This window comes from Mesorhizobium sp. WSM4306 (assembly GCF_007003975.1).
GTDB lineage: Bacteria > Pseudomonadota > Alphaproteobacteria > Rhizobiales > Rhizobiaceae > Mesorhizobium.
In genome coordinates this window covers 1-19,083 of the sequence record NZ_VFTC01000009.1, presented here as the reverse complement: position 1 = coordinate 19,083, position 19,083 = coordinate 1, and the positions used below count along the sequence as shown (strand labels likewise).

General features: G+C 63.2%; 23 protein-coding genes. 16 read left to right on the top strand and 7 right to left on the bottom strand.

Annotated features, from left to right (window positions below; translation table 11 throughout):
- Window positions 1–152 precede the first annotated feature (152 nt).
- The 10 genes from rplS (at window position 153) to FJV77_RS12840 (ending at window position 9,751) form a co-directional block, all read left to right on the top strand.
- Entirely contained in the window at window positions 153–704 is a 552-nt protein-coding gene (gene rplS, locus FJV77_RS12895) for a 50S ribosomal protein L19 (protein WP_142867183.1), read from the top strand.
- 433 nt (window positions 705–1,137) lie between these two features.
- Entirely contained in the window at window positions 1,138–1,569 is a 432-nt protein-coding gene (locus tag FJV77_RS12890; protein ID WP_142867182.1) for an organic hydroperoxide resistance protein, read from the top strand.
- Window positions 1,566–2,063, top strand: a complete 498-nt coding sequence (locus FJV77_RS12885; protein WP_142867181.1) for a MarR family transcriptional regulator — start codon at window positions 1,566–1,568, stop codon at window positions 2,061–2,063. Before FJV77_RS12890 ends, FJV77_RS12885 begins: the two co-directional genes overlap by 4 nt.
- A gap of 237 nt (window positions 2,064–2,300) precedes the next feature.
- A complete protein-coding gene (locus tag FJV77_RS12880) occupies window positions 2,301–3,101 on the top strand; it encodes a transporter substrate-binding domain-containing protein (RefSeq protein WP_142867180.1) in 801 nt (266 codons plus the stop codon).
- A gap of 257 nt (window positions 3,102–3,358) precedes the next feature.
- On the top strand, window positions 3,359–4,168 hold the full coding sequence (locus tag FJV77_RS12870) for an amino acid ABC transporter permease (RefSeq protein ID WP_142867178.1): 810 nt from the start codon (window positions 3,359–3,361) through the stop codon (window positions 4,166–4,168).
- A 60-nt stretch (window positions 4,169–4,228) separates the two neighbouring features.
- Entirely contained in the window at window positions 4,229–4,864 is a 636-nt protein-coding gene (locus FJV77_RS12865) for a class I SAM-dependent methyltransferase (RefSeq protein WP_142867177.1), read from the top strand.
- 141 nt (window positions 4,865–5,005) lie between these two features.
- Window positions 5,006–5,377: a VOC family protein gene (locus FJV77_RS12860; protein ID WP_142867176.1), complete on the top strand. Its 372-nt coding sequence runs from the start codon at window positions 5,006–5,008 to the stop codon at window positions 5,375–5,377.
- 276 nt (window positions 5,378–5,653) lie between these two features.
- Window positions 5,654–7,063, top strand: coding sequence for a 3-isopropylmalate dehydratase large subunit (gene leuC / locus FJV77_RS12850; RefSeq protein ID WP_142867175.1), 1,410 nt, complete (start codon window positions 5,654–5,656; stop codon window positions 7,061–7,063).
- A gap of 162 nt (window positions 7,064–7,225) precedes the next feature.
- Window positions 7,226–8,422, top strand: a complete 1,197-nt coding sequence (locus FJV77_RS12845; RefSeq protein ID WP_142867174.1) for a GGDEF domain-containing protein — start codon at window positions 7,226–7,228, stop codon at window positions 8,420–8,422.
- Between the two features lie 108 nt (window positions 8,423–8,530).
- Window positions 8,531–9,751: a GGDEF domain-containing protein gene (locus FJV77_RS12840; protein WP_142867173.1), complete on the top strand. Its 1,221-nt coding sequence runs from the start codon at window positions 8,531–8,533 to the stop codon at window positions 9,749–9,751.
- Window positions 9,752–9,838: 87 nt separating this feature from the next.
- Here FJV77_RS12840 and FJV77_RS12835 read toward each other — a convergent pair whose 3' ends face one another.
- Window positions 9,839–10,210, bottom strand: a complete 372-nt coding sequence (locus FJV77_RS12835) for a hypothetical protein (RefSeq protein WP_142867172.1) — start codon at window positions 10,208–10,210, stop codon at window positions 9,839–9,841.
- 245 nt (window positions 10,211–10,455) lie between these two features.
- Here FJV77_RS12835 and FJV77_RS12830 point away from each other — a divergent pair, with 245 nt between their 5' ends.
- The 5 genes from FJV77_RS12830 (at window position 10,456) to rpsP (ending at window position 14,689) form a co-directional block, all read left to right on the top strand.
- Window positions 10,456–10,860 (top strand): hypothetical protein, encoded by a 405-nt coding sequence (locus tag FJV77_RS12830; RefSeq protein WP_142867171.1) that lies wholly within the window; start codon window positions 10,456–10,458, stop codon window positions 10,858–10,860.
- A gap of 186 nt (window positions 10,861–11,046) precedes the next feature.
- Window positions 11,047–11,988: a type II CAAX endopeptidase family protein gene (locus tag FJV77_RS12825; RefSeq protein ID WP_142867170.1), complete on the top strand. Its 942-nt coding sequence runs from the start codon at window positions 11,047–11,049 to the stop codon at window positions 11,986–11,988.
- A 308-nt stretch (window positions 11,989–12,296) separates the two neighbouring features.
- Window positions 12,297–13,904, top strand: coding sequence for a signal recognition particle protein (ffh, locus tag FJV77_RS12815; protein ID WP_142867168.1), 1,608 nt, complete (start codon window positions 12,297–12,299; stop codon window positions 13,902–13,904).
- Between the two features lie 7 nt (window positions 13,905–13,911).
- On the top strand, window positions 13,912–14,238 hold the full coding sequence (locus FJV77_RS12810; RefSeq protein ID WP_112560129.1) for a chorismate mutase: 327 nt from the start codon (window positions 13,912–13,914) through the stop codon (window positions 14,236–14,238).
- A gap of 49 nt (window positions 14,239–14,287) precedes the next feature.
- Entirely contained in the window at window positions 14,288–14,689 is a 402-nt protein-coding gene (gene rpsP, locus FJV77_RS12805) for a 30S ribosomal protein S16 (protein ID WP_112560130.1), read from the top strand.
- A 64-nt stretch (window positions 14,690–14,753) separates the two neighbouring features.
- On the opposite strand, the gene FJV77_RS12800 is transcribed toward rpsP, so the two are convergent.
- From FJV77_RS12800 to FJV77_RS12790, 3 genes are all read right to left on the bottom strand, one after another.
- Window positions 14,754–15,017 carry a glycine zipper domain-containing protein gene (locus tag FJV77_RS12800; protein WP_142867167.1) on the bottom strand — a complete coding sequence of 88 codons (264 nt, stop codon included), beginning with the start codon at window positions 15,015–15,017 and terminating at the stop codon, window positions 14,754–14,756.
- A gap of 154 nt (window positions 15,018–15,171) precedes the next feature.
- Window positions 15,172–15,699: an SRPBCC family protein gene (locus FJV77_RS12795; protein ID WP_142867166.1), complete on the bottom strand. Its 528-nt coding sequence runs from the start codon at window positions 15,697–15,699 to the stop codon at window positions 15,172–15,174.
- A gap of 19 nt (window positions 15,700–15,718) precedes the next feature.
- Window positions 15,719–16,129, bottom strand: a complete 411-nt coding sequence (locus FJV77_RS12790; protein ID WP_142867165.1) for a DoxX family protein — start codon at window positions 16,127–16,129, stop codon at window positions 15,719–15,721.
- A gap of 349 nt (window positions 16,130–16,478) precedes the next feature.
- Here FJV77_RS12790 and FJV77_RS12780 point away from each other — a divergent pair, with 349 nt between their 5' ends.
- A complete protein-coding gene (locus FJV77_RS12780; RefSeq protein WP_142867164.1) occupies window positions 16,479–16,886 on the top strand; it encodes an ACT domain-containing protein in 408 nt (135 codons plus the stop codon).
- Window positions 16,887–16,890: 4 nt separating this feature from the next.
- On the opposite strand, the gene FJV77_RS12775 is transcribed toward FJV77_RS12780, so the two are convergent.
- The 3 genes from FJV77_RS12775 to FJV77_RS33265 all read right to left on the bottom strand — a co-directional run bounded on the left by FJV77_RS12775 (window position 16,891) and on the right by FJV77_RS33265 (window position 18,817).
- Window positions 16,891–17,349, bottom strand: a complete 459-nt coding sequence (locus tag FJV77_RS12775) for a GNAT family N-acetyltransferase (protein ID WP_142867163.1) — start codon at window positions 17,347–17,349, stop codon at window positions 16,891–16,893.
- 200 nt (window positions 17,350–17,549) lie between these two features.
- Complete coding sequence (locus tag FJV77_RS12770) at window positions 17,550–18,584, bottom strand: aspartate-semialdehyde dehydrogenase (protein ID WP_142867162.1); 1,035 nt, start codon at window positions 18,582–18,584, stop codon at window positions 17,550–17,552.
- 107 nt (window positions 18,585–18,691) lie between these two features.
- Window positions 18,692–18,817 carry a hypothetical protein gene (locus FJV77_RS33265; RefSeq protein WP_280951246.1) on the bottom strand — a complete coding sequence of 42 codons (126 nt, stop codon included), beginning with the start codon at window positions 18,815–18,817 and terminating at the stop codon, window positions 18,692–18,694.
- Window positions 18,818–19,083 lie beyond the last annotated feature (266 nt).

The window sequence follows — 19,083 nt, the reverse complement described above, 5'->3', positions numbered from 1 at the left end:
AGACCCGTCAACAATGACGGTGTAGTCGCCCCTGCCCGATGTCCAGAAGACAGATGTCTCGGAGACAAAGGGCATAGCCGAGCGGTCAATGGAACTGCAAGGCGAGTGTCGGACGCTCTGACTGTCGGAAGAACAAGAAGTGGACTATTGAGATGGATATCATCCGTCAGCTCGAGGCCGAACAGGCCGCCAAGATCGAAGCCAAGCGCAAGCTTCCCGAATTCCAGCCCGGCGACACCGTGCGCGTCCAGGTCCGCGTGACCGAAGGCACCCGCACCCGCGTCCAGGCCTATGAGGGCGTCGTCATCGCCCGCTCCGGCGCCGGCTTCCAGGAAAACTTCACCGTCCGCAAGATCTCCTACGGCGAAGGCGTCGAGCGCGTTTTCCCGGTCTTCTCGCCGATGGTCGAAGGCGTCGAGATCGTGCGCCGCGGCAAGGTGCGCCGCGCCAAGCTCTATTATCTGCGCGACCGTCGCGGCAAATCGGCCCGTATTTCGGAAAACACCGGCGTGCGCGCCCGCAAGCTGAACGATGAGGAGCGCGACGCGCTGAACGCCGAGAAGGCCCGCATCGAGGCCGAGAAGGTCGCCGCCGCCCAGGCGCTGGCCGCCGAGACGGCCGCCAAGGAAGCTGCCGAGAAGAAGGCCGCCGACGAAGCTGAGGCCGCAGCCAAGGCCGCCGCGGAAGCGACCCCGGCCGAGTAAGATCTCGACCAAGGATTTTGAAAGGCGGCTTCGGCCGCCTTTTTTGTTTTGGCGAACGACAGAGGCATTCGGCTGTGTTTTTCAGCCGCCTTGGCGATTGGCCGAAACATCAGTGCATCGTCATCCACGGGCGAAGCAAGGAGCGCAGCGACGCGGCGCAGACCCGAGGATCCATGCCGGGACTTCTGAGCGCCGCTGCGGCGCAAAACCGGCCCTGGTGAACGCAACTCTGAACCGCTGTGCTCGTGTCGACCGTCACGGCATGGATCCTAGGGTTTCCGCGACGTCGCTTCGCGACTGCTCAACCCTGGGATGACGAAGTCCGGGGCTCGTGCCCGGCATTCGAAGACCACGAAAACACAACGGCAAGACACTTGACGCTCAATTACATTGTGTACTAGATAATCGTGTACAAGATAACTGGAGAAGCGAAATGTCAGCACTCTACACCACGCAGGCTCACGTCACCGGCGGCCGCGCCGGTCGTGGCGAAACCAGCGACGGCCTGCTCAGGGTCGACCTCGCTCTGCCCAGGGAACTCGGCGGGCAGGGTGGCGCCACCAATCCCGAGCAGTTGTTCGCGGTCGGCTATGCCGCCTGCTTCGAAAGCGCCATCCGCTTCGTTGCGCGCAAGCAGAAGCTGCCGCTGACCGATGCGTCGGTGACCTCCACCGTCAGCCTGCTTCCCAATGGCGAGGGTTTCAAACTCGGTGTCGCGCTCGCCGCGGAGACGAAAGGCCTTGATCAGGCGGCGGCGGAAGCGCTTGTATCGGCGGCACATCAGATTTGCCCGTATTCCAATGCGATCAAGGGCAATATCGAGGTGGCGCTTTCGACTGTGGCGCTTCCGGCAAAGGCAGCATGACGACCAAGATCGAAACGAGAGTCGCAGAAGTCCCGGCTGACACCGCTGGGACGATTGCCGTTCCGCGCCTCGACCAGCAGCTCTGCTTCGCGCTCTATTCGGCGAGCGGGCTGATGACCAAGCTCTACCGGCCGCTGCTCGACCCGCTCGGCCTGACCTATCCGCAATATCTGGCGATGCTGGCGCTGTGGCAGCATGCGCCGAGCACGGTTGGCGAGCTCGGCGAGGCGCTGGGGCTGGATTCTGCGACGCTGACGCCGCTGCTCAAGCGGATGGAAGCGGGTGGTCTGGTCACCCGCCGGCGCGATCCGGCCGATGAGCGCCGCGTGCTGGTCGAACCGACTGCCAAGGGTCAGGCGCTGCGCGCCCGTATCAAGGATGTATCCGCAGGCCTTGCCTGCGCCATGCCGCTGGAAGTCGAAGAGCTGAGATCGCTGCATCGGACCTTGACCGGGTTTGTCGCCAAGTTGCGTGACGCAACGTCAACACCCTGACCGGTCATTTGACGGTTTCCCTTCTGTCCGGGAGCGGCCTGGTTAGCCATAGCGGGTCACGGAAGAAAAGCCGATCGCGAAGCGTTCTAAAACCGCGCCGCTTGAAGGCATTGGAATCCTCTTTCACCGGCCGCTGAGCACCGGACCGGCTTGCAAGCCGGCTGCGGACGGCTAAAGTCGCGCCTGGATTTTCATGTGAGCCCGGCTGCGAGCGGGCTTCTCATCCTGGAGTGTGTCATGACCAAATCGAAGCTGCTGCTGGCCGCCCTCGCGGCCTGTTTCCTCGCGCCCGTCGCTGCATGGGCGGCCGATGCGTTGCCCGATCTCGGCGGCAAGAAGGTGGTGGTGGTGACGGAAAACGCCTATCCGCCGCTGCAGTTCATCGACGCCAAGACCGGCAAGCAGATCGGCTGGGAATATGACGCGATGGACGAGATCGCCAAGCGGCTGAATTTCAAGGTCGAGTACCAGAACACCTCCTGGGATGCGATGATCCAGGCGGTTTCCGACAACCAGTACAACATCGGCATGACCGGCATCACCATCAAGGACGACCGCAAGGAGAAGGTCGATTTCTCCGACCCCTATATGCGGTCCGAGCAGTTCATGCTGGTGCGCGGCGATGAAAGCCGCTTCACCGACGCCAAGACGTTCGGCGCCTTCAAGGATGGGCTGATCGGCGCCCAGGCAGGCACCACGCCTTTCTACACCGCCGTCTACAGCGTGCTCGACGGCAATGAGCAGAACCCGCGCATAAAACTGTTCGAGACCTTCGGCGCCACCGTGCAGGCACTGAAGTCCGGCGACGTCGATGTCGTGCTGACCGACGGCACCGCGGGCAAGGGCTATGTCGAGGCCTCCGAAGGCAAGCTCAAGCTGATCGGTGGCCCGCTCGGCACCGAGGATTTCGGCTTCATCTTCCCGAAGGGCTCGGACCTGGTGAAACCGGTCAACGCCGCGATCGCCGCGCTCAAGGCCGACGGCACGCTGGAAGCGCTGAACAAGAAGTGGTTTCTTGACTACAAGATGGGGCAGTAGGCGCCGTTGTCGCTACGGCCGGCAAAGCTGCCAATCTCCCCCCTTGCGGGGGAGATGCCCGGCAGGGCAGAGGGGGGTGTGCAGGATCGCAACGTTTCGGTTCCAAGCGCCTCCGAAGCGAAAGACAGAGGCTGTGACCATGATCGGTTGACAGGCTGGAGGGACAGCACCCCCCTCTGTCCTGCCGGACATCTCCCCCGCAAGGGGGGAGATCAGCAGGTTTTGCGAAGGCAGCTGTTCACCGGCGTTGGGAATTGATGCCCCCAGCTTCCGCCACAAAATCCGACTTCCCCTGGTGGCTTGCCGCTGCGATCGCTCTCGCTGTCGTGGCTGCGCTATGCATTGCCGCCAGCGAGCTCTACGCCCAGGTGTTCGCCACCGTCGCCAAGGGCATCGGCATCACCGTCTTCGTCACCGTGGTCGCCTTTGCGCTCGCCTCGGCCATTGGCCTCGGCATTGCGCTGATGGGGCTGTCGGGGTCGCGTTGGCTCAGGCAGATCGCCCGGTTCTATGTCGAGATCATCCGCGGCGTGCCGATCCTGGTGCTGTTGTTCTGGATCGCCTTCGCCGGCGCGCCGGCCGTCGTCGCGGCCTGGAACGCTCTGACCGCGCCGCTGCAGAACGCCGGCCTGATGGGCGAGCTTTTGGTGCGCGATGTCTCACTGTTGTGGCGCGCTATCATGGCGCTGACCATCGGCTATTCGGCCTTCATCTCCGAGGTCTTTCGCGCCGGCATTCAATCGGTCGAGAGAGGCCAGATCGAGGCCGCCAAGGCGCTCGGGCTGACGCGCGCGCAGCGCTTCCGGCTGATCGTGTTTCCGCAGGCGATCCGCACCATCCTGCCGACGCTCGGCAACGATTTCGTCGCCATGGTCAAGGATTCCTCGCTGGTCTCGGTGCTGGGTGTCGCCGACATCACCCAGATGGGCAAGATCTACGCCGCAGGCTCGTTCCGCTTCTTCGAGACCTATTCGATCGTCGCCTATATCTACCTGATCCTCACCGTCGGCCTGTCGCTGGCGCTGCGGGCTCTGGAGCAGCGACTGCGGCGGGCGCAGGAGGAATAGAAGTCCGGCGCGGACGCGGCTACGATCGCAAGAACAGGTCGTGTCGGGAGGATGCAGGCGATGAATGTCGACAAGGCCAATGCGGCGCTGGACTCCGTCTATTCGGCCGACACGCCGGAAACGCTGGCGCAAGCCTATGCCGACTGGGCCGCGACCTATGACAGCGAGACCGCTTCGCTCGGCTATTTGCTGCCGTTCCTGATCACCGCCTGGGTGGCGCGCCATGTGCCGGCAGGCGAAGGACCGCTTCTCGATGCCGGCTGCGGCACCGGCCTGTCGGGCCCGTCGCTCAAGGCGCTGGGCTATCACGACATTGCCGGGCTCGACCTCTCCGACGACATGCTGAAGATCGCCGGCAGCCGTAATGCCTATGGCGATCTGAAACAGGCCATGCTCGGCGGCCCGCTGCCATGGCCGGACGGGCATTTCAGAGCTTTCTTCTCGACTGGCGTGTTCACCATCAGCCATGCGCCGGCCTCCGGCCTGCACGAACTTGTCCGCATCACGAAAAAGGGCGGCCACGCAATCTTCACCGTGCGCGACCAGGTTTTCGAGAGCGGCGGGTTTCAGGCCGTGTTCGACGAATTGGAGCAGGCGAGAAAATGGCGGCCGGTCGAGCAAAGTCCGTGGTTTCGCTGCTACGCCATCGCCGAGCCGAATGCGTTGGTGAAGACTTTTGTGTTCGAAATCCTGTAGCGCAGTGATGGCTGGTCTTCGGCATCCAAGCGCCATTGGTCGGAACTATGTACAAGTCAGTGCGTTCCGAAAGCGTGGGCTGCGCCCGGCGAAAGCGGCTATCGCGCGGCACCCAGTAATTCCTCGTAAGAGGAGGTTTGAATGGCGTCCGTTCGTTATATCGTTGCCGACATAGACAAGGCGGTAGAATTTTACCGGGGCAATCTCGAATTCAAGGTCGAAATGCACAATCCTGGCAAGTTCGCAGCGCTGCTTCGCGACGACCTGACCCTGTATCTCAGCGCTCCAGGCGCGGGAAGCGGTGGTCAGGCCGGAGGTAATCCGAAGCCAGGCGGGTGGAACAGATTCATGGTCGTAACCAAGGGGTTGGATGACCTGATAAACCGGCTGCGCGCGGCCGGCGTGACGTTCCGAGGGAACATCAGCGATGGCGGTGCGGGCCGGGCTATCCTGCTTGAAGATCCATCGGGCAACGTCATTGAGCTGTTCGAATTCAAGAAGGACAGACAGTAATCTCCCCATTTCGTGAGCGAGGGAATCAGGTTCCGCGAAGACACGCCGCAATTGCCGAAAAGCCAAAACATTGGTATGAGCCACGCCATGGAAGAGCTTTTTGGCGATCCGGCCTATAAGGGTTTCGTGCTGCAGGACAGAAAACGCCTGCCGTCGCGCTTCTCCGCGCGCGTTTCCGGCGCGCTCACCAGCCGACTTAGCTAGGCCGCTTTCGCCGGGCCGAAAGCCTCCGGCGCGTCTGCCCTTCTCCTATTTCAAATCGACGGATTTACGCACATGAGCGCACCGCGCACCCTCTACGACAAGATATTCGACGACCATGTCGTCGACCGCCAGGACGACGGCACCTGCCTGCTCTACATCGACCGCCACCTCGTCCATGAAGTGACCAGCCCGCAGGCCTTCGAAGGCTTGCGCATGAGCGGCCGCAAAGTCCGGCATCCCGAAAAGACACTGGCCGTGGTCGACCACAATGTGTCGACCTCGCCCGAGCGCAAGTTCGGCATCAAGAACGAGGAAAGCCGCATCCAGGTCGAGGCGCTGGCCAAGAATGCCAAGGATTTCGGCGTCGAGTATTATTCCGAAAACGATATCCGCCAGGGCATTGTCCACATCATCGGGCCGGAGCAGGGCTTTACGCTGCCGGGCATGACCATCGTCTGCGGCGACAGCCACACCTCCACGCATGGCGCCTTCGGCGCGCTGGCGCATGGCATCGGCACGTCGGAAGTCGAGCATGTGCTGGCAACGCAGACGCTGATCCAGCGCAAGGCCAAGAACATGCTGGTGCGTGTCGACGGCCAGCTTCCGGAAGGCGTTACCGCCAAGGACATCATCCTGGCCATCATCGGCGAGATCGGCACCGCCGGCGGCACCGGCTATGTCATCGAATATGCCGGCGAGGCGATCCGCGCGCTGTCGATGGAAGGCCGCATGACGATCTGCAACATGTCGATCGAAGGCGGCGCGCGCGCCGGCCTGATCGCTGCCGACGAAACCACCTTCGCCTATGTCAAGGACAAGCCGCGCGCGCCGAAAGGCGCTGCGTGGGATGCGGCGCTCGAATACTGGAAGACGCTGCAGTCCGACGAGGGCGCGCATTTCGACAAGGTGATCGTGCTCGACGCTGCCAAGCTGCCGCCGATCGTCTCCTGGGGTTCCTCGCCCGAGGACGTGGTTTCTGTGCAGGGGGTCGTTCCCAATCCGGAAGAGATCACCGACGAGAACAAGCGCACGTCTAAGATCCGCGCGCTCGACTATATGGGCCTGACGCCGGGAACGAAGATCACCGACATTTCGCTCGACCGCGTCTTCATCGGCTCCTGCACCAATGGCCGCATCGAGGATCTGCGCGCGGTGGCCAAGGTGGTCGAAGGCAAGACCGTGAGCGCGCATGTCGATGCGATGATCGTGCCGGGCTCCGGCCTGGTCAAGGAACAGGCGGAAGCCGAAGGCCTCGACAAGATCTTCATCGCCGCCGGCTTCGACTGGCGCGAGCCGGGCTGCTCGATGTGTCTCGCCATGAACGACGACCGGCTGAAGCCGCATGAGCGCTGTGCCTCGACCTCGAACCGCAATTTCGAGGGTCGGCAAGGCTTCAAGGGCCGCACCCATCTGGTGTCGCCGGCAATGGCGGCGGCGGCGGCGATCGCCGGGCATTTCGTCGACATCCGCGACTGGAAATAGTTCCCGGCGCGCAGTTCATAATCCATATCAGGCCCCGGATCGCATCGCGGTTCCGGGGTCTTTTTCATCCGCTCTGCTCCGCATATTCGCTCTGGCTTAACCGCTTGTTGGGGCTTGCGCTCTAAGGTCTTCCCTGACGTCAAGCGGGGAAGTCACCGTCCTTTGGACACCGGCCTGTTCATTGCGCTGCTCAATCCGACGATCGCGCTGGCGCTCGGCGCGGCGTTCCTCGTGCTGTGGTTCTATCAGCGCCACCGGCCTTATCTGGCGGTGCTCGGCGTAAGCTATTGCGTGTCCGCGCCCGGCTTCCTGCTGCAGTATTTTACCCTGCCCGTCGGCATGGTGCTGACCAAGCTGGCCTCCAACCTCTGTTTCACCTTCGCCGCCTGCTGCCTCGTCGGCGCGGTCATCTCGCGCTACGGCAGGCGCGTCCCCTATGTCGCGGTCGGCATTCTGGCCGGCGGCGGGCTGGCCGCATTCTGCTGGTACCTGTTCGTCCAGCCGGACCTCACCTGGCGCATCCTGGCCATCAATTTCGGTTTTGGCGGCCTCAGCCTGCTGGTGGCCGCCGAGCTGCGCGCCGTGCGCAACAACGGTCCGACCGAAAAGATCCTGTTCGTGCTGTCGTTGCTGTCGGGGCTGAACTTCATCGGCCGGACGTTGCTCGTTGTCATCTCGCACGGGCCTTTCACCAGCTATGACGGGTTCTACGGCTCGTCCTACTGGACGACGGCGCTGCTGACGCACGCGTTGCTGTCGCTGCTGATCGCCCTCTGCCTGTTCTCGGCCGCTGCACTCGATGTGATGAAGGCGCTGAAGACCGAGACGCATACCGACCCGCTGTCCGGCCTGTTCAATCGCAGGGGCTTTGAAGAGCGCGCCTTGCTGGTGTTGCAACACTGTGCCGCCGCCAAGATGCCGGTCGCGCTGGTGCTGGCCGATCTCGATCACTTCAAGGCGCTTAACGACCGGTACGGACACGCCGCGGGCGACCAGGTGATCGCCGACTTCGCCGCCAAGCTTCGTGCCGCCGCCGGCGCGCGCGCCGTTGCCGGGCGCATCGGCGGCGAGGAGTTCGCCGTGCTTTTGTCGTTGAGCGATCTTGCCACGGCGCGGCTGTTTGCCGAGGCCGTACGCACGCACTATTCGGCGGGCAGCGTCGACGGGTTGCCGCCGGGCACCAGGGTGACCGCGAGCTTCGGCGTCGCGGCGCGCACCGGCGACGAAGGGCTGGAGCCGCTGATGCGGCGCGCCGACGAGGCGCTCTACAAGGCCAAGAAGAACGGCCGCGACAGCGTTCGACTGTCCTATGAGCGGGCCGAAACGGTGTTCATTCCCGATACCGGCAGTCTCGGCTGATAAGTATCGCTTGCGCGTCCAAATGGGACGCGTCGCTTCCATGCACCTGGCGTTAACGTCTTTTTCGCCCGTCGATGGTTTGCTGTTGGTCAGAGCGCGAAGGGGGCCATGAGCAGCGCAGACGTCATTCTGGTCATCAACATGTGCGTTGCCGCCCTGCTGGCCGCGGCGTTCATGACGATCGCCGTTTACGGCGTCGGACGTGCGGCGGCGCGCTGGCTGGCGTTCGGCTATGTCCTGGGCATAGTCTATTGTGTCATCGAGATCAGCATCCCGGCCTTCGCCAATGCGCGGCCACCAGTTGTGGCCGCCTTTGCTGTTTTCCTCGGCGCCACCATTGCTTTCAATGGCGGGCTCGCCCGCAAATACGGTGTGACGCCGCCTTGGGCGGCAATGCTGGTCTTCCTGGTCGTCGTCACTGTCGCCGTCTATTTCGTGCAGGACCTGCCGCGGCAATCGCTTGTCCGCATGATGGCCTACCAGCTTCCCTATGCCGCCATGCAATTCACCGGGTTGGCCATCGTCTGGTCGTCCAGGCAAAGGCGCGGGTGGCTCGACACTATTTTGATGATCGTTCTGGCGGCCAGTGCGGTGCAGTTCGCCTCAAAGCCATTCATTGCGGGGGCTCTGGGCGGCTGGGGCGCCAACCCGCAGTCCTATCTGCAGAGCAGCTACGCCTTGGTCTCGCAGTCGCTGGGGACCGTGTTCGCGCTGGCGCTCGCGCTTTTGATATTGGCCGTGCTGGTTCGCGACGTGCTGGCAGAGGCGACGTCAAGATCGGAAACCGACATGCTCTCGCAGCTGCTCAACCGCGGCGGCTTCGAGCGCCATGCCAAGCTGGCGCTGCGCGACGCCGTGCGCCAGGGTGTTCCGGTGGCCCTGGTCATTGCCGACCTCGATCATTTCAAGGGCATCAACGACAGTTTTGGCCATGCCTTCGGCGACCGCGTCATCGAGACCTTTGCGGGATTCCTGCGCGATGCTGCTGCCGACCATCAAGTCGCCGGCCGCATCGGCGGCGAGGAGTTCGCCATCATCCTGCCGGGCACCAACCTTGCCGCTGCAAGGTTGTTTGCCGAGGGCACGCGCAGTGCCTTCGGCGCCTTGCCGATCGAGGGCCTGCCGGCCGACCACCGCTGCAGCGCCAGCTTCGGCGTCGCCGAACTTCATGCGGGGGAATATTTCTCCGACCTTTTGCGGCGCGCCGACGATGCGCTCTATCAGGCCAAGGGCTCAGGCCGCAACTGCGTCCGCGTCTCGACCGGGCTAACCATCGTACGGCAGCCGGCCACAAAGGCCGACCATACCGATTGGTCTAGATTAGTATGACGTTTCGTTGAATCGCCATACTGATCTAGCTCTTTGTTGAAGCATGATCTTTTCCGAAAACCGGTTGCCACTTTTCGGGATCATGCCCTAGCGGCAAGGGCTGAGGTTGGGCATCTCGCCGTCGGAGAGGCCGTACATATAGGAGCGGCCCTTCACGAACACCGGCGGCTGGTAGCAGCCACGTCTGGAGACGTGGTCTGCCTCATCTTCATAAAGGACTTCCGGTTCTGCTTCCGGCTGGCCGGCGCCGGTGTAGTCGGACAATTTCTTGGCCAGTCTGCCCTCGCCGACGATGATGCGCTTGTAGCCGGCGGCGCTGTCGATGACGAGATTGCCGAAGGAATCAGCATAGACGCGGTCATGATGACGCGACCAGGCCATTGCCGGGGCAGCGAAGCCGAGACTGGCTGTCGCCAGCACAAGCGCCGCAAGGCGCGTTCTTCCTGAATTCGAAAGCATGGTGTCCTCTCTGCTTTGGACCCGTTCGAATCCGAAATTAACCTTTTATTAACCTTTGTTAAGAGGGCAGGTGCATCCAACGGCCATCTCTCGTCAAACATGGTTAATATCCGACGGGATGGAAAACCCGCCGGCCATCTTTCGGCCATGCTTGACCGCACCATCGACCGGAAATTGGAACGACGCCCGGTGAGCTTGATCCTGGCGCAGCATCGCGGCTAGTTTGCCGCGCGGAGGACAACCATATGGCGTTACGCCGGGCCTATCGGATAACGCTTGCGCTTGTTGCCTTGCTGAGCACAGCTGCCTGCGTGCCGCAAAACAACGCGCCGAAGGCCGCAAGCGCTGCCGCTCCCGCCGTCACGATGGCCCCCGGCGCACCTGTGACTGCCGCCCCCATCGCTGTCGAAACGGCCGCGCCGCAACCGCGCACCGCGACCTACAATTGCGCCGGTGGCGGCAGGATCACCATCGATAATCTCGGCACATCGCTGCACGTGCTCAGCCCCGACGGCACTGCCGAGGATCTGCCGGCCGCCCCCGCCAACCAGAACAGCCGGTATGGCGCGGCCCATGACGCAATCGTGATCGACGGACGCGAGGCGCTGGTGATGAAGGGTGGGAAGACGCCGGTGACCTGCAAACGCTGACCCTGGATGCGCGGATATTTCAGGTGAGGCGGCTTGCGAACGGCAGATCGCGTCGGCAATAGCGGCTGTCGCCGGTCCCATAAATGTTTCGTATATCGTCCTGTCGGCAGGAATGCGGGAGCGATTGCGCGCAAGACGCCGATCCCCTAGATCATGCGACCCGATGCGTTCGGCAGAGGAATTCGCGTGATATCAGATCCAACCGCCTTCGAGCGCTATCGCAACACCGCCACCGAAAAGACCAACCTGCCGCGCCTGACAATCGGAACGGCCATCGTCGTCCTGTTCTGGGTGGCGATCACTTTGGTGGTGGTGCTTGGCGGCACCTATCTCGCCATCATCTGGCATGTATTGCCGGGCGATCCGCGCGGGCCGCTACAGGGCTTTCTGGCCTCGCCCATCGGGATACTCACCGCGCTCACCTCGTTCGCCGGCATCTGGCTCGGCCTGTGGCTTGCCATGCGTTTCGTCCATGGCGAGCCACTGACCGCGCTTTTTGGCGCCAGCCGCCGCGTCTCCTTGCCGGGCTTCATCAAGGGCCTGATCGCGGTGCTGATCACCTCGGCGCTCTCCGAAGTCCTGCTCTATTGCCTGCAGCCCGAGATCGCACGCGGCGCGATCAGCCTGTCGACCTGGCTGCTGTTCCTGCTCCCGATCGTGGCGCTGACGCTGCTGCAGACTTCGTCCGAGGAGATGCTGTTTCGCGGCTATCTGCTGCGCGGCCTGGCCAGGCGCTTCGAGAGCCCGTACGTTTGGGCGCTGCTGCCCGCCTTGCTCTTCACCTCCTTGCATTGGAGCCCGGATTCGAGCCTCGCCATCAACGCCTGCGTGCTGGCCTCGATCGCCGCCTTCGCCTTTCTGCTAACGCTGCTGGTCTATGTCACCGGCAATCTCGGCGCCACCTTCGGTGCCCATCTCGGCAACAATCTCACCGGTTTCCTGCTGATCTCGCACCAGCAGAGCTACAATTCCTTCGCCCTGTTCAACGCCAAGCCGCTGGAAGGCCCGGACTGGACGACGATGGATGCGGTCATCATCGCCGCGATCGGCATCGTCTGCACCTTGCTGACGATCCTGCTGCTTTTGCACCCACGCTCGCCGCTGAAGGTCACGGCGAACCTGAACTGAGCCAGGATCGGGCGGAGAGGCCGGCAAGCCGCCCAAGTCTTGACTCTTCGGCCGATTTCCTGTCTACAGCCCCGAATTCCGCGACGAGTACTCCTCCGAGCAAGCCGACCAGGACGCCAAAACCTCCGTGAGGTGGGTGCTGTAAACAGATCCTGGAGGCCAACACCCGGCAGCGCTGAGCGCCCCCGGGTGCTTTTTGGCTTTGCGCTTGCCCGGGCTTTTGTTTGGACAAGCTCTTTTGTTTGGACACTTGGCGCGAACGCATTACCTCTCGGATCGAACCCCGAACCGAGATCGAAGGACGACAGATGTTTGAATCACTTCAGGAGCGCCTTGGCTCCATCCTGAACGGCCTGACCGGCCGCGGCGCGCTGTCGGAGGCGGATGTCTCGGCGGCGCTGCGCGAGGTGCGCCGTGCGCTGCTCGAGGCGGACGTAGCCCTGGAAGTGGTGCGTTCCTTCACCGACAAGGTGCGTGAGAAGGCCGTCGGCGCCGCGGTCGTCAAGTCGATCAAGCCCGGACAGATGGTCGTCAAGATCGTCCATGACGAGCTGGTCGACATGCTGGGTGCCGAGGGCGTCGCCGTCGACCTCAACGCGCCCGCCCCGGTCGTCATCATGATGGTCGGCCTGCAGGGCTCCGGCAAGACGACGACCTCGGCCAAGATCGCCAAGCGGCTGACCGAGCGCCAGAACAAGAAGGTCCTGATGGCCTCGCTCGACACGCGGCGTCCCGCCGCGCAAGAGCAGCTTCGCCAGCTCGGCGAGCAGGTCAAGGCGGCGACGCTGCCGGTCATATCAGGCCAGAATCCGGTCGAGATTGCGCGTCGCGCGGTGCAGGCGGCCAAGCTCGGCGGCCATGACGTGGTCATCCTCGACACTGCCGGCCGCACCCATATCGACGAGCCGTTGATGGTCGAGATGGCCGACATCAAGAAGGTGTCGAGCCCGCACGAGATCCTGCTGGTCGCGGATTCGCTGACCGGCCAGGACGCCGTCAACCTGGCCAAGAGCTTCGACGAACGCGTCGGCATAACCGGCCTGGTGCTGACCCGCATGGATGGTGACGGTCGTGGCGGTGCCGCCCTTTCGATGCGCGCCGTCACCGGCAAGCCGATCAAGCTGATCGGCACCGGCGAAAAGATGGACGGGCTGGAGGAATTCCATCCCAAGCGCATCGCCGACCGCATCCTCGGCATGGGCGATATCGTCAGCCTGGTCGAAAAGGCCGCCGAAAACATCGACGCCGAGCAGGCGGCGGCGATGGCCAGGAAGATGCAGTCGGGCAAGTTCGATTTGAACGATCTTGCCGGCCAGCTTCAGCAAATGTCGAAAATGGGCGGCATGGGCGGCATCATGGGCATGATGCCCGGCATGGGCAAGATGAAGGACCAGATGGCCGCCGCCGGCCTCGACGACAAGATGTTCGGCCGCCAACTCGCCATCATCTCGTCGATGACCAAGGCCGAGCGCGCCAATCCCGATATTTTGAAACATTCGCGCAAGAAGCGCATTGCCGCCGGCTCCGGCACCGACGCGGCCGAGATCAACAAGCTGCTGAAAATGCATCGCGGCATGGCCGACATGATGAAGGCGATGGGCGGCAAGGGCAAAGGCGGCGGCCTGATGCGCGGCATGATGGGCGGCCTGGCCTCCAAGATGGGCCTCGGCGGCATGATGCCTGGTGGCCCCGGGGGTATGATGGGCGGCGGCATGCCGGACCTCTCCAAGATGGACCCCAAGCAGCTCGAAGCCTTGGAGAAGCAGGCGCAGGCCGCCGGCCTTGGCGGCATGAAGGGCCTGCCCGGTGGTCTTCCCGGCGGCGGTGGCCTGCCCGGCCTGCCTGGTGGCATGAAACTTCCGGGGCTTCCCGGCCTCGGCGGCGGCGGACTGCCCGGCCTCGGCAAGAAGAAGTGAGGACGCTATGAACGAAGAAAAGGACATGGCCGACGCCCGCATCATCTTGGCCGGCTATCGCGCTTCGATCGACAACATCGATGCCGCCCTCATCCACATGCTGGCCGAGCGCTTCCGCTGCACCAAGGCGGTCGGCGTTCTGAAGGCCGAGCATGGCCTGCCGCCGGCGGACCCGGCGCGCGAGCAGCAGCAGATCACCCGCCTTCGCCAGCTGGCGAAGGATGCCCATCTCGACCCCGATTTCGCGGAAAAATTCCTCAACTTCGTCGTCCGCGAAGTGATCCGCCATCACGAGCAGATCGCCGCGTCCAACGGCGCAAGCAAAGCCGGCTAACTATTAGCCATACCCTATCATTGAAATCAGAGCTTTTAGGAGAAATGAAATGGCACTGAAGATCAGACTGGCCCGTGCGGGCTCGAAGAAGCGTCCTTACTACCACGTCGTCATCGCCGACGCCCGTTCGCCGCGCGACGGCCGGTTCATCGAGTCGATCGGCTCGTGGAACCCGCTGCTGCCGAAGGATGGCGAGCGCGTCAAGGTCGACGCCGACCGCGTCAAGCATTGGCTGTCGCACGGCGCCCAGCCGACCGACCGTGTGCTGCGCTTCCTCGATGAGGCCGGCCTGCTCAAGCGCGAAGCCCGCTCCAACCCGAAGAAGGCCGAGCCGGGCAAGAAGGCGCAGGAACGCGCCGCCCTGCTGAAGAAGGCCCAGGAAGACGCAGCTGCAGCCGTTGCCGCGGCTGCCGCGGCCCCGGCCGAGGCGGAAGCCGCCACCGCCGAGTAAGCGTTCGCTTTATCGCTTTAAGAAAACGGCGGGCCTAGGCCCGCCGTTTTTCGTTGACGTCCGCTCAATAGCCATCCGGGCAGCGGGCGATATAGACACGCCCATAGCGATCCCGATAGCGGCAACGGTCCGGTTCGTTGGCCCGGCCGATCAGTGCTCCTGCGACGGCGCCAACCGCGCCGCCAACGACGGCCCCTTCCACGGGATCATTTGCCACCGCTGCGCCAACCGCTGCGCCGCCGAGGCCGCCGACCGCGGCACCCTTTTCGGTTTGCGAGCACGCGCCGAGCGCGGTCGCCAGCACCAGAATGATAATCGCTTTTTTCATTGTCGTTCCTCTCTCACGCGGATCGCCGTCCTCGCCGCCATGGTTTTAACTCTCAGACAGCTAATTTGATCCCGAAGACGTGGGAGATCGCGATGTCCGCGCCGGGCGCATTCGTGTCGATCGCCGCAGAGCCCTGTTGAAATTCCAGACTTTTTTACCGTTCGGTCGCCCTTTTCAGATTGGCGAGGCCCGCCTCGAAATCCTTGCCGATCAGCTTGTCGAAATTCATGAACAGGCCCATCAGCTTGGCAATGAAGGGCCGGCTGCCGCGCATCGCCCAGGTCACGGCGGTGGTGTCACCGGACGGCTTCAGGGTGAAGTCGACGCTGTTGTTGGCCCGGAACGGCTTCTCGAAGTCGAGCTTGAGCGACACCAGCGAGGATGGCACGGAATTGACGATCTCCATGCGCCCCTTGCCGGCCTTGGCATTGCCCTCCCAGGCATAGGCCGCGCCCTTGCCGGCATCAGTGCCCGACAGCGTGCGCTTCATCTCCGGGTCGAGCTTTTCGTAGGGCGACCATTCCGGCCAGCGCTTGAAATCGTTGATCAACGGAAAGATCGCTTCCGGCGCGGCCTTGATGCTGGCTGTGCGGGCGGTGACGAAATCATTCGGCCGCGTCGCGGCATAAATGAGGACGGCGGCGATGATGATCATCAAGGTGATGAGGATGGTGCTGAGCATCTTTTTCTCTCCTTCGTGCTTAGCGGCTGAACGGGATCAGGGCACGAACGCGTGGGTCGCGCAGATACAGGCCGCCCCACAGGATGATGCCGAGATAGACGCCGAACAGCGTGTGCGAGAACAACGGGCTGCCGACGCGCATATTGGTGGCGATGGCGCCGCCGAGGTAGCCGGTGAGCAGAATGGCGCCGAGCATCGAAGTGCGCGGCAGCGCATAGAGCGCCGTCGAAATCAGGCCGATGACGCCGAGCAGGCGCGCGACATTGACATCGGCCGGCCAGCCGAGCGGCACCATGGTCTGGGTGACGACATCAAGCGGCGGCAGCTTGATGACGCCGTCGAAGATCATGAACAGTATAATCAGGCCGCTGAGCACACGGCCGGTCCAAGGGGTGGCCGACGAGACAGACGTGGTTTCGGAGTTGGTCATTGTATTCCCTCCAGATGGCACTGGCTGTTTGCCAGCTTCGGACCAAGGACGGGCTGTAGGGCTGCGATCCTACAGGGTCCGGATTCTTTTTGGCCAAGAGGACAGCATGATCTCGTTTCCGCAGCGATCCTTCCCACCCCCTCTGTCCTGCCGGACATCTCCCCCGCAAGGGGGAGATCGGCAGCTTCAACGCTGCGTCCATTCCTGCAAGATTTGAGATTGGCTAAAGCGGCTGAGCACGTAATCTCCCCCCTTGCGGGGGAGATGCCCGGCAGGGCAGAGGGGGGTGCTGTCCCTCCAACCCGAGGTCGCCGAGCGTGAACCGGTGCGGACTAGACGGGAGTCAGGAATGACCGGCGAGACCGATCTGAACAAACTGCTGGCGGCGATGACGCCGGAACTGCTGCCCAGCATTTATGTCTTCGTCACTCTGGCGCCTAGCGTCCCGATGCCCGACGAACTTGTGCCTGTCATGCAGTTTCGCGAGCGCGAGGGAATGACACTGATCCTGCTTGAGGACGGGGCGAATGCAGCCGGCCTCACCGGCACATTCCGCAGCCGGATGATTACGCTCAACATTCACTCATCACTGGAAGCGGTCGGCTTCCTCGCCGCCATCACCGCAAGGCTGGCCGCCGCCGGCATGGGCGTCAATCCGGTCTCGGCCTTTTATCACGACCATCTGTTCGTGCCCGCCGATCGGGCCGAGGAAGCGATGGAGTTGTTACGTCAATTGGCCAGGGACAGTGCCGGCTGAGCTATCAGGCTCGGCGCACGTAAAAAATGTCCGGCAGGCCTTCTTCGTTGGTCGTGCCGTCGCCGAATGCCTCGGCGCGAAAGCCGTGACGCTCGTAGAAGCGCCGGGCGCCGGTGTTGGACTGGAAGCAGTGTAGCTTCACCACGGGCAGCGCGGCGGTCGCTTGCGTCAACAGCCGACTGCCGATGCCTTGGCCCGTCCAGGCCGGGTCGAGATAAAGCTGCTCCACCCAATCGCCGCTGACGGCAATGAAACCGACAATGTTGCAGCCTGCCTCGGCGACGGTCACTTGCTGCCGGGGCAGCACGATGTCGCGGATGAAAGCAAGGTCCTCGGCTGGCGTGTGGACGACCGGCATCCAGTTGAACGAGCCGAGCGCTGCGCGCATGAGCTTGGCGATGGCTGCGGCGTCGGAAGCGGCGGCCGGGCGCAGGGTGATATCTATGGGCTGAGTGCTGGTCATGAAGACAACGCCAACGTCTCACTCCGCTGGAGCACCCCTCATCCGTCTCGGCGCTACGCGCCGGATCCACCTTCCCCACAAGGGGGAAGGAAGAAGTGCCCCGGCCGGAGGCCGAGCCCGCGACTGCGGGCCGCCGGCTTTCCGGCGCCCCCGCGGCGGGCCCGCCGCGGCAGCGGCGATACGGCCCGTGAGCGATAAACCTAAGCCGCCTTCTTCTTCGGCTGGATCAGGCCGCGCTCGACCAGAAGCTCGGCGATCTGCACCGCGTTGAGCGCCGCGCCCTTGCGCAGATTGTCCGAGACAATCCACATCGACAGGCCGTTGTCTATGGTCGAGTCCTCGCGGATGCGCGAGATGAAGGTGGCGTCTTCGCCGGCCGATTCCAGCGGCGTGATGTAGCCGCCGTCCTCGCGCTTGTCCAAGACCTGGCAGCCGGGCGCCTCGCGCAGGATGTCGCGCGCCTCGTCAGCGGTGATCGGCTTTTCGAACTCGATGTTGACCGCTTCCGAATGACCGATGAACACCGGCACGCGCACGCAGGTCGCCGTCAGCTTGATCCTGGGGTCGAGCATCTTCTTGGTCTCGGCGACCATCTTCCACTCTTCCTTGGTGAAACCGTCGTCGAGGAAGACGTCGATATGCGGAATGACGTTGAAGGCGATGCGCTTGGTGAACTTCTTGACATCGACCTGGTCGGCGACGAAGACCGCGCGGGTCTGCGTGAACAGCTCGTCCATGCCTTCCTTGCCGGCGCCCGACACCGACTGGTAGGTCGCGACGACGACGCGCTTGATGGTGGCGACATCGTGCAGCGGCTTCAGCGCCACGACCAGCTGCGCCGTCGAGCAATTCGGGTTGGCGATGATGTTCTTGCGCGAAAACAGCGAGATCGCATCCGGGTTCACTTCCGGCACGATCAGCGGCACGTCCTGGTCGTAGCGGAAGGCCGACGAATTATCGATGACGACGCAGCCCTGCTTGCCGATCTTCGGCGACCATTCCTTGGAGACGTTGCCGCCGGCCGACATGATGCAGATGTCGGTGTCGGAAAAATCATACTGTTCGAGCGACTTGACCTTCAGCGTACGGTCGCCGAACGACACTTCCGTGCCCTGGCTGCGCCGCGACGCCAGCGCCACCACTTCGCTTACCGGAAAGCCGCGCTCTTCCAGTATGTTGAGCATTTCGCGGCCCACATTGCCCGTGGCGCCGACTACCGCAACCTTGAAACTCATTCGAAATCTCCTGTCCCTCTCCGCCTGGTTTTTGGAGAAAACCCGCCGGCCAATGCGGGTTCCGTCCCCCGGGCCGAACCCGGGAGAGGGTGGTTAGGCCAAGGGAATCACACCGTTTTGGTGGTGGTTTTGGCCATGGTTTTGGTTGAACGGTAAGACGCGCGAACGCGCCCGGCCAGATGATTGTGGCCGGGGAAGTCGAATGCAAGAAGCGCCATCAGAAGGCCGCGCATCGAAAATGATCCCGTTCGATGCCGGCTTTTACGCGGTTTGCGTCAGGAGTCAATTGCGCTGCTCTGCTCTCCTTCCCCCCTTGTGGGGGAAGGTGGATCGGCGCGCAGCGCCGAGACGGATGAGGGGTGCTCCAGCGGAGTGAGACGTTGGTGTTCCCTGGAGCACCCCTCATCCGTCGCCTTCGGCGACACCTTCTCCCACAAGGGTGTTTGGACCGAGGACATCGCGAACAGGTGTGCGAGGACATCGCGAACAGTTTTGCATG